At 58.5% G+C, this 13,174-nt stretch carries 14 protein-coding genes and 1 tRNA gene; 8 read left to right on the top strand and 7 right to left on the bottom strand.

What is annotated here, in order from left to right; translation table 11 throughout:
• Window positions 1-316: 316 nt before the first annotated feature.
• Together ACQ4W0_RS21425 and ACQ4W0_RS21420 are read right to left on the bottom strand one after the other, a co-directional pair.
• Window positions 317-517, bottom strand: coding sequence for a YbdD/YjiX family protein (locus ACQ4W0_RS21425; protein WP_436578720.1), 201 nt, complete (start codon window positions 515-517; stop codon window positions 317-319).
• Window positions 517-2,577 (bottom strand): carbon starvation CstA family protein, encoded by a 2,061-nt coding sequence (locus ACQ4W0_RS21420; RefSeq protein ID WP_436578588.1) that lies wholly within the window; start codon window positions 2,575-2,577, stop codon window positions 517-519. Before ACQ4W0_RS21420 ends, ACQ4W0_RS21425 begins: the two co-directional genes overlap by 1 nt.
• A 245-nt stretch (window positions 2,578-2,822) precedes the next feature.
• Between ACQ4W0_RS21420 and ACQ4W0_RS21415 the strand changes: the two genes are divergently transcribed.
• From ACQ4W0_RS21415 to ACQ4W0_RS21380, 8 genes are all read left to right on the top strand, one after another.
• Window positions 2,823-4,193, top strand: a complete 1,371-nt coding sequence (locus ACQ4W0_RS21415; protein ID WP_436578587.1) for a cache domain-containing protein — start codon at window positions 2,823-2,825, stop codon at window positions 4,191-4,193.
• A gap of 9 nt (window positions 4,194-4,202) precedes the next feature.
• Window positions 4,203-4,832 (top strand): response regulator transcription factor, encoded by a 630-nt coding sequence (locus ACQ4W0_RS21410; RefSeq protein ID WP_436578586.1) that lies wholly within the window; start codon window positions 4,203-4,205, stop codon window positions 4,830-4,832.
• Window positions 4,833-5,096: 264 nt separating this feature from the next.
• On the top strand, window positions 5,097-6,221 hold the full coding sequence (locus ACQ4W0_RS21405; protein WP_436578585.1) for an EAL and HDOD domain-containing protein: 1,125 nt from the start codon (window positions 5,097-5,099) through the stop codon (window positions 6,219-6,221).
• 1 nt (window position 6,222) lies between these two features.
• Window positions 6,223-8,268 carry a putative bifunctional diguanylate cyclase/phosphodiesterase gene (locus tag ACQ4W0_RS21400; RefSeq protein WP_436578584.1) on the top strand — a complete coding sequence of 682 codons (2,046 nt, stop codon included), beginning with the start codon at window positions 6,223-6,225 and terminating at the stop codon, window positions 8,266-8,268.
• Between the two features lie 119 nt (window positions 8,269-8,387).
• Window positions 8,388-8,477: transfer RNA gene (locus ACQ4W0_RS21395), tRNA-Ser, on the top strand.
• Window positions 8,478-8,739: 262 nt separating this feature from the next.
• Complete coding sequence (locus ACQ4W0_RS21390) at window positions 8,740-9,756, top strand: hypothetical protein (RefSeq protein WP_436578583.1); 1,017 nt, start codon at window positions 8,740-8,742, stop codon at window positions 9,754-9,756.
• Window positions 9,722-10,102 carry a hypothetical protein gene (locus ACQ4W0_RS21385; protein WP_436578582.1) on the top strand — a complete coding sequence of 127 codons (381 nt, stop codon included), beginning with the start codon at window positions 9,722-9,724 and terminating at the stop codon, window positions 10,100-10,102. Before ACQ4W0_RS21390 ends, ACQ4W0_RS21385 begins: the two co-directional genes overlap by 35 nt.
• On the top strand, window positions 10,099-10,965 hold the full coding sequence (locus tag ACQ4W0_RS21380; protein WP_436578581.1) for an alpha/beta hydrolase family protein: 867 nt from the start codon (window positions 10,099-10,101) through the stop codon (window positions 10,963-10,965). The genes ACQ4W0_RS21385 and ACQ4W0_RS21380 overlap by 4 nt, the downstream gene beginning before the upstream one ends.
• 21 nt (window positions 10,966-10,986) lie before the next feature.
• Here ACQ4W0_RS21380 and ACQ4W0_RS21375 read toward each other — a convergent pair whose 3' ends face one another.
• From ACQ4W0_RS21375 to ACQ4W0_RS21355, 5 genes are read right to left on the bottom strand one after another with little or no spacing between them, the layout of a single operon-like run.
• Window positions 10,987-12,045 (bottom strand): tyrosine-type recombinase/integrase, encoded by a 1,059-nt coding sequence (locus ACQ4W0_RS21375; protein ID WP_436578580.1) that lies wholly within the window; start codon window positions 12,043-12,045, stop codon window positions 10,987-10,989.
• A 13-nt stretch (window positions 12,046-12,058) separates the two neighbouring features.
• Window positions 12,059-12,310, bottom strand: a complete 252-nt coding sequence (locus ACQ4W0_RS21370) for a DUF4224 domain-containing protein (RefSeq protein ID WP_046682344.1) — start codon at window positions 12,308-12,310, stop codon at window positions 12,059-12,061.
• Window positions 12,303-12,491, bottom strand: a complete 189-nt coding sequence (locus tag ACQ4W0_RS21365; protein ID WP_436578579.1) for a hypothetical protein — start codon at window positions 12,489-12,491, stop codon at window positions 12,303-12,305. The genes ACQ4W0_RS21370 and ACQ4W0_RS21365 overlap by 8 nt, the downstream gene beginning before the upstream one ends.
• Window positions 12,488-12,928: a hypothetical protein gene (locus ACQ4W0_RS21360; protein WP_436578578.1), complete on the bottom strand. Its 441-nt coding sequence runs from the start codon at window positions 12,926-12,928 to the stop codon at window positions 12,488-12,490. Before ACQ4W0_RS21360 ends, ACQ4W0_RS21365 begins: the two co-directional genes overlap by 4 nt.
• Window position 12,929: 1 nt before the next feature.
• Window positions 12,930-13,154: a gp53-like domain-containing protein gene (locus ACQ4W0_RS21355; RefSeq protein WP_436578719.1), complete on the bottom strand. Its 225-nt coding sequence runs from the start codon at window positions 13,152-13,154 to the stop codon at window positions 12,930-12,932.
• Window positions 13,155-13,174 lie beyond the last annotated feature (20 nt).

Below are 13,174 nucleotides of genomic sequence, written 5' to 3'. Positions count from 1 at the left end.
GGCGCTTCTCCGGGCTATCCATTGACTGTTTTTTTAATGCCTATTGGAAAAATATAGACGCGAAGACACACCCAGATATTGATGTGGGTCTAAGGGAAGAGAGGGGAGGGGAACTTATACGAGATGAAACAAATAGGGCGGTCCCGCAAGACCGCCCAAGACTGCCCTTTACTGAGTTACGACACCGGACAAAACCGTCGCGAGCGGAAGGGAGAGGTGGCTAAGAAGCGCAACCGTACTTTGTACGGGGCCGCCGAGGCGGTGAGCATCGCAGGCCGCCTATACCGACGCGCAGCAGGTTTTGTCCGGTGTCCACCTAGCAACAGCCGCCGCGTTTGCCGGCTCCGCCATAACGGGCTTCCTGCCGTTCGCGGAAGAACTCTTCATACGTCATCATCGGCTCGCCGGGATGGGTTAATTCCCGGTGCGCCACATAGGTGTCGTACTCGGGCAAGCCGCACATGAGCCGCATGCTTTGCCCCAGATACCGTCCAGCCTTGATGATTTCGTCTAGCATCATTGCACCGTGGGCATGGCCTGGAACGGTGTTTCTCTGGTGCTAGGCTGGCTGTCGGCGCGCGCCTTCATGATGGTGCGGATGCCGAAGAACAGCACGCTGATCACGACGATGACGAAGAAGGCGGCCAGGCCGGCGTCCAGGTAGTCGTTGAAGATGATCTGCTGCATCTGCGCCACCGACTTGGCCGGCGCCAGCAGGGTGCCTTCATCGAGTGCCGCCGAGTATTTCTTCGCATGCGCGAGGAAACCCACGCGCGGATTGGCGTCGAAAATCTTTTGCCAGCCCGCCGTCAGGGTGCACAGCAGCAGCCAGATGGTCGGCGTGATGGTGACCCACGCGTACCGGCCCTTTTTCATCTTGAACAGCACGCAAGTGCCGAGGATCAGGGCAATCGCCGCCAGCATCTGGTTGGCGATGCCGAAAAGCGGCCACAGGGTGTTGATGCCGCCCAATGGATCGACCACGCCCTGGTACAGGAAGTAACCCCAGGCCGCCACGCACAGGCCCGTGGCCAGCAGGTTGGCGATGACGTTTTCCGTCTGTTTCAGGCTAGGCACGAAGCTGCCCAGCAAGTCTTGCAGCATGAAGCGGCCCGCACGTGTGCCCGCGTCGACGGCCGTCAGGATGAACAGCGCTTCGAACAAGATGGCAAAGTGGTACCAGAAGGCCATCATGACCTTGCCGCCGATGGCGCCGGACAAGATCTGTGCCATGCCCACCGCCAGGGTCGGTGCGCCGCCCGCGCGCGAGATGATGCTGTGCTCGCCAACATCCTTGGCCGTTTGCGTCAGCATTTCCGGCGTCACGTAGAAACCCCATTGCGAAATCGCCTGTGCGGCCGACTCGGCCGTGGTGCCGATCAGGGCTGCCGGGCTGTTCATGGCGAAGTAGATGCCTGGCTCGATGGTCGAGGCGGCTACCAGGGCCATGATGGCAACAAACGATTCCATCAGCATGGCGCCATAGCCGATGAAGCGGGCGTGGCTTTCGTTTTCAATCATCTTCGGCGTGGTGCCCGAGGAAATCAGCGCGTGGAAGCCGGAAACGGCGCCGCAGGCGATGGTAATGAACAGGAAGGGGAACAGATTGCCCGACCAGACGGGGCCGGAGCCGTCGATGAACTTGGTCATGGCCGGCATTTTCAGGTAAGGCGCGACGACGATGATGCCGATGGCCAGGCCCAGAATCGTGCCGATTTTCAGGAAAGTGGACAGGTAGTCGCGCGGCGCCAGCAGCAGCCATACGGGCAGCACGGAAGCGATGAAGCCGTAGCCGATCAGCATCCACGTCAGTTCCGTGCCCGTGAAGGTGAACATCGGGCCCAGCACGGCGGATTCCTGCACGTACTGGCCGCCAATGATGGCCAGCATCAGCAGCACGAAGCCGATGATGGAAATTTCGCCGATGCGGCCCACGCGGATGAAGCGCGAGTACACGCCCATGAACAGGGCGATGGGGATGGTCGCCATCACGGTGAAGCTGCCCCATGGGGAACCGGTCAGCGCCTTGACGACGATCAATGCCAGCACGGCCAAAATAATGACCATGATCATGAAGCAGCCCAAGAGCGCAATCATGCCGGGAATTTCGCCCAGTTCAGCCTTGATCAGGTCGCCCAGCGAGCGGCCGTCGCGGCGCATGGAAATGAACAGCACGATGAAATCCTGCACGGCGCCCGCAAACACCACGCCCGCCAAAATCCACAGCATGCCGGGCAAATAGCCCATCTGCGCGGCCAGCACGGGGCCGACCAGTGGACCGGCGCCGGCGATCGCCGCGAAATGGTGGCCGAACAGCACATATTTATTCGTCGGCACGTGATCCAGGCCATCGTTGTGCTTGAAGGCGGGCGTCATGCGGCGCGCGTCCAAGCCCAGCACCTTGTCGGCGATGAACAGGCTGTAGAAACGGTAGGCGATCAGGTAGACGCAGACGGCGGCGATGACGATCCAGATCGCGCTGATCGGTTCGCCACGTTGCAGGGCGACGACGCCCAGGGACCCGGCGCCGGCCAGCGCAAGCGCTGCCCAGCCGAGCTGTTTGAAAATGCGGTTCATGCTTCCTCCAGAGATTGACGGGCGCTATGCCGTGCGATGATGTGTGCTGCGGGTCCTGGTCGTCGCCAGTTTGATGTTACTTTTGGTGTATTTGCAGCTTATGGCAAGTATTCAGGAATCGTATAATTGCCGCAAGCGCACGACTACGCAGTACCGCTCAGTATTACTACGCAGGGCTAGCGCGGCGCTGCGACGTAAAATCACGCATTCCCACCAGCATCGACGCCGCCGGAGCGCGCAAGGCCATGAAACTCAGACAGAAAGTCATCTTCCTGGCCATCACGCCGCTCATTCTTGCCCTGTGCGCCATCGCGTTTGCCGTGCGGCACCAGGCCATTACCCTGGCTGAGCAGCAGCGCGCCACCATCCAGCAGGCGTATCTGGCCAGCAAGGAAGCCGAACTCAAGCATTACGTGACCCTGGCCAGCCATTCCATCGCCTCGCTGTATGGTTCTGGGCGCAAGGATGCCGCCACGCAAGAGGAAGCCAAGCGCATCCTGTCGGCCCTCAGCTATGGCGACGACGGCTATTTCTTCATCTATGATTTGCAGGGCAAGTCGCTGATGCATCCGCGCCAGCCCGAATTGGTGGGGCAAAATCTGTGGGAGTTGCGCGACGCGGACGGCAATCTGACCATCCAGCGCCTGATGCAGCGGGCGAAGAGCGGCGGCGGCTTCGAGCGCTACAACTGGATCAAGCCCTCGACGAACAAGTCGGCGCCCAAGCTCGGCTATGTGATATTGATGCCGGAATGGGGCTGGATGATGGGCACCGGCATCTACATGGATGACGTGGACCAGGCGTTGGCCAAGGTCGACGCCCAGCAGTCGCGCAATATCCGCTCGACCATGGAACTGATCGCCGCCATCGCCATCCTCGGCTCCCTGCTGGTGGCCGCCAGTGGCCTGGCGCTGAACTTGCGCGAATTGCGCGTGGCCGACGCCAAGCTGAAAGTGCTGGCGCAACGGGTGGTCGAGTCGCAGGAGGAAGAGCGGGCGCGGCTGTCGCGCGACTTGCATGACGGCATCAGCCAGTGGCTGGTCTCCATCAAGCTGCAGATCGAGGCGGGTATCGCGCGCCTGGCCGGCAATGCCGAGCAGAAAGACAAGGCGCCCGCCACGTTCGAGCGGGCCGCCGAGCAGCTGAACAAGGTGCTGGGCGAAGTGCGGCGCATTTCGCACAATCTGCGCCCGGCCATCCTAGACGACCTGGGCCTGGCCGCGGCGCTCGACCACCTGGTGCACGAATTCAATGACAGCAGCAGCGCGCAAGCCAGTTTCACGGCCAGTCCGGTAGCGGCGGGCGAGGGCTTGCCCGACATGGTCAATACCGTGTTGTTCCGCATCGCCCAGGAAGCGCTGACCAATTGCGAGCGCCATGCCCACGCCAGCGGCGTGGAAGTGAGCCTGCGCGAGGCGGGCAAGGCCGTGGAATTGCGTATCCAGGATAATGGCGGCGGCTTCGACTTCGACGGCATCGCCCTGCATCCGCAGCGCGGCATCGGCCTGCGCAACATGACGGAACGCATGGAAGCCATCGGCGGCAGCCTGCACATCACATCGTCCCCGGCCGGCACCCTGGTGCTGGCGCGGCTCGCCCTTCCACCCACACACTGATAGATATACATGACCGAGACGATCAACATCCTGCTGGTGGACGACCATCCCCTCGTGCGCGACGGCTTGCGCGCGCGCCTGGAGGCGGTGGTGCATTTCGACGTGGTGGCCGAGGCGGGCGGCGCCGACGAGGCGCTGGCCCAGGCGCGCCTCCACCAGGTGGACCTCGTGTTGATGGATATTAATATGCGCGGCATCAACGGCATCGAAGCGACGGCGCTGTTCAAGCAGGCGTTTCCGCAGATTGCCGTGCTGATCCTGTCCATGCACGACAAGCTCGAATATGTGTCGCAAGCCATCGCCGCCGGCGCGCGCGGCTATGTGCTCAAAGATGCTCCAGGGAAAGATATCGTCTTCGCCATCGAGACGGTGATGTCCGGCGGCATTTATTACAGTGCGGCCCTGGCGCGGCAATTGTCACGCCCGCAAGTGCACGATTCCTTCCTCACCACGCGCGAGCAGCAAGTGCTGCAGCACATCGCGGCGGGCCAGTCGAACAAGCAGATCGCCCGCGACCTAGACCTGAGCGTGCGCACGGTGGAGACGCACCGCCTGAACATCAAGCGCAAGCTGGGCATCGAAGGGCAGGCCGAATTGATCAAATATGCGGTCGAGCATGCGCATGGCGGCGGCGCCTGAACGGCGCTGGCGTCACGGCGGGTTTTTGCAAACCCGCATGACAGGCGGGTCTCCCGGCGGAATGTTTTTTTTGAACATTTATTGCCAAAATTAAACTGTTTCACTGGTGAGATTCGGATAGAATGATTCTCGCTGTCGAGGGCATCCCTGTCGGGCCAGGGTTGCCAATGCTGGTCAGTTTATTTACTATGGCGCCCTACCCACACTGAGATACCGATGTCAGCGTCTGAATCAAACCTGTTTCCGTTGGTGGGATTACAAGCAGTGGCCAATGCTCATAACGAGTGGGTCGCTGTCACCTTGCATATACCGCAGGCCTCGACGGCGCCGCTGCTGGCGGTGCTGGCCGCCGCCGATGCGTATGCCTTCCTGGCGCCGCTCGACTGCATCATTCCCCTGGCCGATCCGCATGGCGTGGACGAGGCCGTGCTGGCGCAACTGGCGCCGCAACGCACCATTTTCCGTTTGCCGGCCCAGCTTGCCGGCGACAAGCAGATCCAGAAAAAATGCCAGCAATGGCGCGACGCCGGCTATCGCATCCTGCTCGATGGCGCCGATGCCGGTCCCGTGGTGGCGGCGCAGGTCGAGGCGCGCGCGCTGAGTTTTGACGCGGCGGGCGCACGCCCGGGCCTGCATCAGCTGCTGCCGTTGCCGGGGCCGCACCTGGCTTACAACATCGTCGACGCCGAGCAGTTTGCTGCCTCGCAAGCGCTGGGTGCGAGCTGGTTTGCCGGTGATTACGCCCTGCACCATGCGCGCCAGCAAAGCGAACCGGAAGACGCCACCTCGCGGCGCCGGCTGCTGGCGCTGCTGGGCCTGCTGGCCCGCGATGCCGACGCGCACGAGCTGGAAGTGCCGCTCAAGCAAGACCCATCGCTCAGCTATCATTTATTGAAACTGGTCAACTCAGCCGCCTTCGGTTTCACGGCGCCGATTACCAGCTTCAGCCAGGCCATCACGCTGCTGGGCCGGCGCCAGCTGCAGCGCTGGCTGCAACTGCTGCTGTATGCGCGCCAGCAAGACGATGGCAAGATCCACGCGCTGCTGCCGCTGGCGGCCGTGCGCGCGGCGCAGATGGAAGCGCTGTGCCAACTGCGCGGCGGCGACCGCGACGCGCAAGACCTGGCCTTCATGGCGGGCGTGTTTTCCCTGCTCGACGTCCTGCTGGGCATGCCCATGCCGGACATCATCGCCACCCTGAACCTTGCCCCCGAAGTCAGCGCCGCCTTGCTGGAGCGCAATGGCGAACTGGGCACCTTGCTGGCGCTGGTCGAAAGCGCCACGCCGCCGCCCGAAGGCTTGCGCCGTGCCGGCATCGATGGAGAAACCTATTGGCGCAGCCTGCTACAGGCCTACCAATGGGCCATCCAGGTCAGCCGGAACCTGTAACATGACCTTGCTGCCGGTGTCGGATTACCTTGGTGACAGCGCCGCCCTGTGCGATGCCGTCGTGCGTTTGCGTGGCCCCGCGCTGGTGGCCGAACTGGGCCGTATCGCCAGCGCCGTGATGGCCAGCCCGCATGGCCAGTTCCTGCCTGCGGCCAGCATGGACGCCGCTGCAGCGCCCGCACTTTTCCCGCGCGATACGTCTGCCTTGCTGCAGGAAATCAGTTTCGACGGCCACTGCTTCGGCCATTACAGCGTGGCCGGACGCAGCCTGTACAACGAGGCCGACCGCCGCCACCTGGCCAGCCTGGCATCGCTGACGGCCGGTGTGCTGCAGGTGCATTCGCTGGCGCAACGTTCGACCCATGCTTTTGCGCAAGTTGAAGCCTTGCTGGCGCAGCAGACGCAAATCCTCGACCAATTGCACGAATCCGTGCTGACGATGGACTTGACCGGCTACATCACCAGCTGGAACAAGGGCGCCGAGCGCCTGTTTGGCTATACCTCGGTGGAAGCCGTGGGGCGCAACATTTTGTTCCTGTACGACGATGAAGACACCGGTTTCCACGACGCCTTCCTGGAGCAGGGAGGGCGCCTGATGGAGGTGCGCCGCCGAAAGAAATCAGGCGAAATCTTCTGGGCCAGCCTGTCCTTGTCGCCGCTGCAGGACATGGACGACAAGCCCATCGGACTCATCGCCTACCTGACGGACATCACGGAACGCAAGCTGGCCGAAGAGCGCCTGCACCACCTGGCGTATTACGACCCGCTGACCAGCCTGCCCAACCGCACCTTGCTGGCCAAGCTGGTGGACCAGGCCCTGAGCGTGGCGCAGCGCAGCAAGATGCTCGGTTGCGTGCTGTTCATCGACCTGAACCGTTTTAAGCTGATCAACGACACCCTGGGCCGGCGCATCGGCGACGAATTGCTGCGGCAAGTTTCGCTGCGTTTCCGCAAGGTATTGCGCGACCAGGACCTGGTGGCGCGCCTGGGTGGCGACGAGTTCGCCGTTGGCCTGTTCGACATCGGCCAGCATTTCGAGGCCAGCATGGTGGCGCAAAAGTTGCTCGCTTCCCTGGTGCAACCGTTCCTGATCGAAGGCCACGACTTGCGCGTGGGCGCCAGCATCGGCATCAGTGTGTATCCGCAAGACGGGCAGGACGCGGAAACCCTGCTGCGCTTGGCCGACATCGCCATGTACCGCGCCAAGCAGGACAGCGGCGGTGAAGCGGAAAGCGTGGCCTTTTACAGTCAGGACATGAACGTGGGCATGCAGGCACGCATGCGCCTGGAGACAGGCTTGCGCCAGGCATTATCGGAACAGCAATTGCTGCTGCACTACCAGCCGAAATACGCCTTGGGCAGCGGCCGCATCATCGGTGCAGAGGCCCTGGTGCGCTGGCTCCACCCGCAGCACGGCATGATCCCGCCCGCCGAGTTTATTCCCCTGGCCGAATCGACGGGCCTGGTGGTGCAGGTGGGCGAATGGGTCCTGGAAGCGGCTTGCGCCCAGGCGCAGGCGTGGAAACTGGCCGGCCTGCCTCCCATCCGTCTGGCCGTCAACGTTTCCGCGCGCGAATTCACCTCGGCCCTGCCCGCCAGGGTGGCGGCCACTCTGGCCCGCTACGGTCTCGAAGCGGCCTGGCTGGAGCTGGAAATCACGGAAAGCACGCTGATGCACAACATCGAGCGCGTGATCGGCATCATGGACCGCATCACGGCGCTGGGCGTGGCCCTGTCGCTGGACGATTTCGGCACCGGCTACTCAAGCTTGTCCTACCTCAAGCGTTTCCCCATCGACACGCTCAAGATCGACCGCTCGTTCACCACCGGCATCCCGACAGACGCCAGCGACTGCGCCATCGCCAGCACCATCATCAGCATTGCCCAGCAGCTGCACCATAAAGTGATCGCGGAAGGCGTGGAAACGGCGGAGCAGCTGGCCTTCCTGAAGAGTTCAGGCTGTGACGAAGTGCAAGGCTATTTGTTCTCGCGCCCGCTGCCGGCGGTGGAGTTTGAAAGAGCGCTGCGGGAAAACTGGGGCCTGTAGGTCTTCTGCCTCGGCGTCTGCGCAGGTATCGCCCCCGGCCCTTGCCGCCGGGGAAAATAAGACCACGACAGTACTAGGCATTGGTAAGCCTCTGACCTTTATGTATAATGCTGCCACCAGGAAGCGTGGCCGAGTGGTTGAAGGCACTAGTCTTGAAAACTAGCGACGGGTTACACTGTTCGTGAGTTCGAATCTCACCGCTTCCGCCAGAAAAATAAGATAAGCCCTTGATTTTCAAGGGCTTTTTTTTGTCGATAATTTTTGTTCCTTAGGGCAAGACATGTGGGTTAAGAGCCCGAGTTGCGGAAGCGTTTCCGCAACTCGGTCAGTTTTTTTTCAAATTGGCAACTATTTGCCACGTCATCAAGTAAAATAATGCAATAGCGTGATAGTTGGAATTTCCACGCCTTACTTCATTTTATGCACCTCAGGTGAATTTTATGTCATTTGATTAACGGAAATAGAGACACGATGCTGGCAGAACGTCAAAAAACACTACACATCATTGAGTTGCTTGAACAAGCAACTAGCCTGGACGTCGTCCGCGAATTTTTAAAGTCCAAGGGGCTGCGTCATTCCGCAGGAAGCTGGGATGACTTAAGGGAAAAGCGATTATTGCCTGCCATAGATGGTGGTGAAATTGTTAACGCTGATCTTATTGCCTTACTTACATCGGCGGAAGAGTGCGGCAAGCAACACGTGTTTCTCTATTTTTGTGACCCTGCCCGCGCAGTTGCCATGATCGACCGTGGCCGCGTGAATGCTGCCCTAAAGCATGCGAAATTGGCGCACCTTTTAACCGAGCCGGATATCTTGGTCAAACCAGAGTCCCCAACCATTGTTGATGTTCGGTGGGAAACGGCTAATGTCGATACTGCCTTAATTATCAAGGAAGTTGAGGTGCGTACTCACCGACGCTTCCTGCGTGACGAGATCATAGGTGACAATTTTCATAGGGTGTACACTAATCAAGTGCAGCGCGCCGTCAACTTGGCAAGATTGCATCGTAACGGTGCCCTTGAGGTAAGGATTGCTGCGCATGCAAACTCATCAAAGTATGAGGGAGACGTACTCCGGTTTTTTCGACAAATTCAAAATTTCATATCGTTGTTCGATTTTTCGGAAGTCTCATTAACTAAGGCCAAAGATACTCTGTGGGCTAAGCGTGCGAGCATTGGGGCGTTGATAAGTTATACTGATGCATCAGTGACCGATAAAGCAGGCAACGTTTTACGTGCCGTTGCCGGTTCAGATAAGAGCGATTTATCGAACGATAAAGCAATAGGTGAATCTATCGATCATTTGATGAACCAGGATAAACATGCTTATTGTTCTGATGCTAATCTATGGTTTAATAAGTCGGCACAATTGACCTCAAATATCCATGTTTTATTTAATGGTGAAGCTAATGAATTTGCTTTGCCTGCAAATTGCAGTCAGGGGGATTACGAATATGTCCTCAACCAGATTAAATTTTTTAATAAATGAGTTTCCTGAAGAGGTAGATGCAATAAGTCGCCTCGGGGATATCGTATGCGATTCGGAGTCTTCCGAGGCAGGCGTTCGTGAAGTTACTTCGCAACGAATGTACGATTTGGTTCGTCCATCAAGTTTACGCGTACTCGTAAGGATGATGGCGCGCGCAGCCGAATTAGGTGTTGTCGAAAAGAGTGTACGTGTTGAATCTATAGCTAAAGGTGGAATTGGTGATTTTGCATCAGTATCGGATATTCCTCCCGTGATATACGATTCTCGCCTTGGGTACGAGGTTGAAGTTTCTTTAGAACAAATTCGCCTTATATATAAGGTTAATACTTTCCCTTGCACTAAATGATTGAACGATTTACTGCAAAAGGCAGCTCTAAAAGCCTACATGAGATAAAAGCGGAATTATGCGCCATCCATGATGTTAGGGAACGTGAGATCGCAGAAACGTGGTTTTTCATGGGGCAACTAGTGCCCCATGTTCAGCCAAAACAGCATATTGTCGCGATGATTCATGGCATCAATACCCATGCCGAGTGGCAGCAGGAGTTGACTAATCAATTAGACGCTGAATGCGGCATTAAAGCTATTCCAATTGGTTATAGGAAATTTCGTGTTTTTAAGTTTATATTTCCTCTCTATTTTAGGTCTGTTCCGGTCAAGCTTGTTAGTCGCAAGCTTCGGTCGCTAAGGAATGAGTATCCAGATGCAGATATTTCAGTAATCGCGCATAGCTTTGGAACCTATATTCTCACCAAGTTTCTTGAAGAAGAGACTGATTTTAAATTTTATAGAATTCAGCTGTGCGGTGCAGTCTTAGACACTGATTATCGCTGGGATAAAATAAAAACAAGAATTTATGGGCAGATTGTGAATGATGCTGGTTCTCGTGATGTTTTTCCTATTCTTGCGAGTAAGGCAAGTTGGGGCTATGGCGAGAGTGGAACCTTTGGTTTCAAACACCCATCTGTAACTGATCGGCATTTTGACTATGCGCATAGCGACTTCATGAAGGCAGAACACGTAAGCAATTATTGGAAGCCTCTTCTGGCTTATGGTCAGATTGTGCCTTCAACTTTTAAGCGTGAACCTCCGAAATTTGCTTATCGTGTTCTACGAAATATTCCATTTAACTATATTTTGTGGATAGTAATTCCATTATTAGTGGTGTTTTTTTTGATTCCTTTTCTGTCTTCAATTATTAAATTCTAAATCGTCCGTTTGGGAATTTTTTTATCGAGTTGGTTTAACTGCTTGACCAATTCGCCGATAGACCTTTTCAGTTATAACTTTTTCACTATGTCCCAGCAGGGAACTGGCGGCGCCCAGGTCGGCAATGTCACTGGCTGAGCGCGCCCGGATATCGCGGAACTGGAAGGCCTTGATACGGCTGGCAAGCTCTTCGTCTCCAGCCTTTAGCGCCAGTTCCGCTGCTGCCTTCCGGGCGCTATCGAAGCGCAGGCGCAAATGCCACTTCTTTACCTGGTAACCATTCGGCAGCGCGACGATGAAAGTGGTGCGCGGCCGGTGCGCGCGCGCGTGGATGCGCTCGATGACCTTCGCCAGTTCGGACTTGATGCCGTCGTGCTCGAGCACGATGCGCAGCAGCTTGTTGCTCTTGCCCTGCCGCACCTGCAGGGCCCCATCCTTCAAATCGCCGTCGCGCATCTTGAGCACGTCCGCAGGCCGCTGGCCGGTCAGGTAGTTCAGGTCCATGGCGTCCTGCAGCTCTTCACAGCCAGCGTTCCGTACCGCATCCCACACGGCCTTGTCGGCATAGAAGTCGCGCGGCACCTCTTTATTTTTGCGCACGCCCCTGCAAGGGTTCTCGCGCTTCGTGTAGCCCCATTCCCTTGCCATATTGAATACATGCGACAGCAACGCGATTTCGCGGTTGGCGCGTACCTTGGCGCTGCGCGCGTCGCGGTAGCGGGCAATGTCCTGTGGCGTGATGGCGTCGATGGGCGCGCTGTCGAAGACCGGGCGCAGCTGGCTCAACGAGCTGGAGTTCTCGCGTTGCGTGCTTGGCGCCTTGCCCGGCAGGATGTCCCGGACGTATTGCGCAAACACGTACTCCATGAGCGTGGCGTCGGTCGGGACTGGCTTGCACTCGTATTCTGCCCACAGGCGCTTGGCCTCGACCAAATCCGTGCCCAACGGGTACTCCTTCCGGTTCCCGGCGTCGTCCCGGCCGTTGTAGTAGTAGCCGGTCCATGTTTCGCCCGATTTCAGCTTGCGTACGCGGCGCAGCATGCGCGGTGGAAGTTTGTAGCCAGTGCTCTTAGGTCGCATTGTTTTCTTTCTATTAACGTACTTTGGACAGGTCCGGCGCCCAGGCCGGCGTGCTTACCAGGCTGGCGGGATTGATGCCGCTCAAGCGCAACCTGGCGTACAGGCGCCCAATGATGGGCGCGCCGGCGCGGTTCTTGATGAAGGTCCAGCCGTTCTGCTGCAGCCATTTGATCTGATCCACTTTCCGGCAGCAGCCTGAAATGGTTTCCAGCTCTTCCGCAGTCAGGGTTTCGGACTGGATAGAATTATCAAAAAGATTATTCATTGGATGCCGCTTTCGTTTTGGCGGGGCTGCATGCCTTGCATTTGTCCGTGGCCAGGGAGAACGCTTCTGCCTCCGTGTATAGCGGAACTTCGGCGCCAGGCTTGCGATAGTCGCGCAGCCGACAGAATTGCTTGTAATTCGCTTCCTCGGTCAGGGCGGTTATTAAGCGTTCCGCCATCATGCTGGGCACCCGACAGGCGCGGCTGCTTTCTTGACCTCCTCGATGGCGCCCAGCGGCACGGCCCGGAACATGCCCGGCCACTGGTGGTCCAGCTCCACCCACGCATGCAGCTCGCCATTGCCGGCGTCGCCATCGGCCATGGCGGCAAAGCCGATGCCGGCCAGGCGGTTGAGGATGGCGTCGCGCGTCTGGCGCACGCTGGCCAGGTATGGGGCGGCCAGCACAGCAAAAGGCAACGGCGGGGGCGCGGTGATGTCCCACTTGCCACCGGATTTTTTACGGATGGTCGCACCGGCGGTAATCGCCGCGCGCAGCTTGGCTTCATCCTCGGGCGTGACTTCGACGCCATCGGCCGGCCAGGTGCCCGCCGCTTCATACGCGGCTTGCATGTCGGCCGGAAAGAAACCACGGGCCTTGTTGGAGTAGAGCGTCGTCATGTTATTTCCCGATGGCGAGGAAGTTGGCGGAGGCATCTGCGGCGGCATAGGCGTTAAACCCGGTAATGGTGGGAGAATCCGAGCTGACATAGCCAGGGTAGTTTCCGTTCGATACGGTGAGGAAGACGCGCAGGCACTGCTTCGGAAAGGCAAACTGAAAAGCCACGCGCGTGCCTGCCGGCCCTGCCGTAACGGAACCCCATTGCATGATGAAATCGCCCGGCAGTTTCAGATCGCCGTCGGGCA

This window comes from Janthinobacterium breve, assembly GCF_051380895.1.
Classification (GTDB): domain Bacteria; phylum Pseudomonadota; class Gammaproteobacteria; order Burkholderiales; family Burkholderiaceae_D; genus Janthinobacterium.
The sequence above is the reverse complement of the archived record's forward strand: the minus strand, read 5'-3'. Positions and strand labels throughout refer to the sequence as shown.

Coding starts and splice junctions, on each gene's coding strand:
- ACQ4W0_RS21365 (WP_436578579.1), bottom strand. CDS start 12,491: ATGATGGCGGAACGCTTAATAACCGCCCTGACCGAGGAAGCGAATTAC.
- ACQ4W0_RS21360 (WP_436578578.1), bottom strand. CDS start 12,928: ATGACGACGCTCTACTCCAACAAGGCCCGTGGTTTCTTTCCGGCCGAC.
- ACQ4W0_RS21425 (WP_436578720.1), bottom strand. CDS start 517: ATGCTAGACGAAATCATCAAGGCTGGACGGTATCTGGGGCAAAGCATG.
- ACQ4W0_RS21410 (WP_436578586.1), top strand. CDS start 4,203: ATGACCGAGACGATCAACATCCTGCTGGTGGACGACCATCCCCTCGTG.
- ACQ4W0_RS21380 (WP_436578581.1), top strand. CDS start 10,099: ATGATTGAACGATTTACTGCAAAAGGCAGCTCTAAAAGCCTACATGAG.
- ACQ4W0_RS21415 (WP_436578587.1), top strand. CDS start 2,823: ATGAAACTCAGACAGAAAGTCATCTTCCTGGCCATCACGCCGCTCATT.
- ACQ4W0_RS21375 (WP_436578580.1), bottom strand. CDS start 12,045: ATGCGACCTAAGAGCACTGGCTACAAACTTCCACCGCGCATGCTGCGC.
- ACQ4W0_RS21370 (WP_046682344.1), bottom strand. CDS start 12,310: ATGAATAATCTTTTTGATAATTCTATCCAGTCCGAAACCCTGACTGCG.
- ACQ4W0_RS21385 (WP_436578582.1), top strand. CDS start 9,722: ATGTCCTCAACCAGATTAAATTTTTTAATAAATGAGTTTCCTGAAGAG.
- ACQ4W0_RS21420 (WP_436578588.1), bottom strand. CDS start 2,577: ATGAACCGCATTTTCAAACAGCTCGGCTGGGCAGCGCTTGCGCTGGCC.
- ACQ4W0_RS21390 (WP_436578583.1), top strand. CDS start 8,740: ATGCTGGCAGAACGTCAAAAAACACTACACATCATTGAGTTGCTTGAA.
- ACQ4W0_RS21400 (WP_436578584.1), top strand. CDS start 6,223: ATGACCTTGCTGCCGGTGTCGGATTACCTTGGTGACAGCGCCGCCCTG.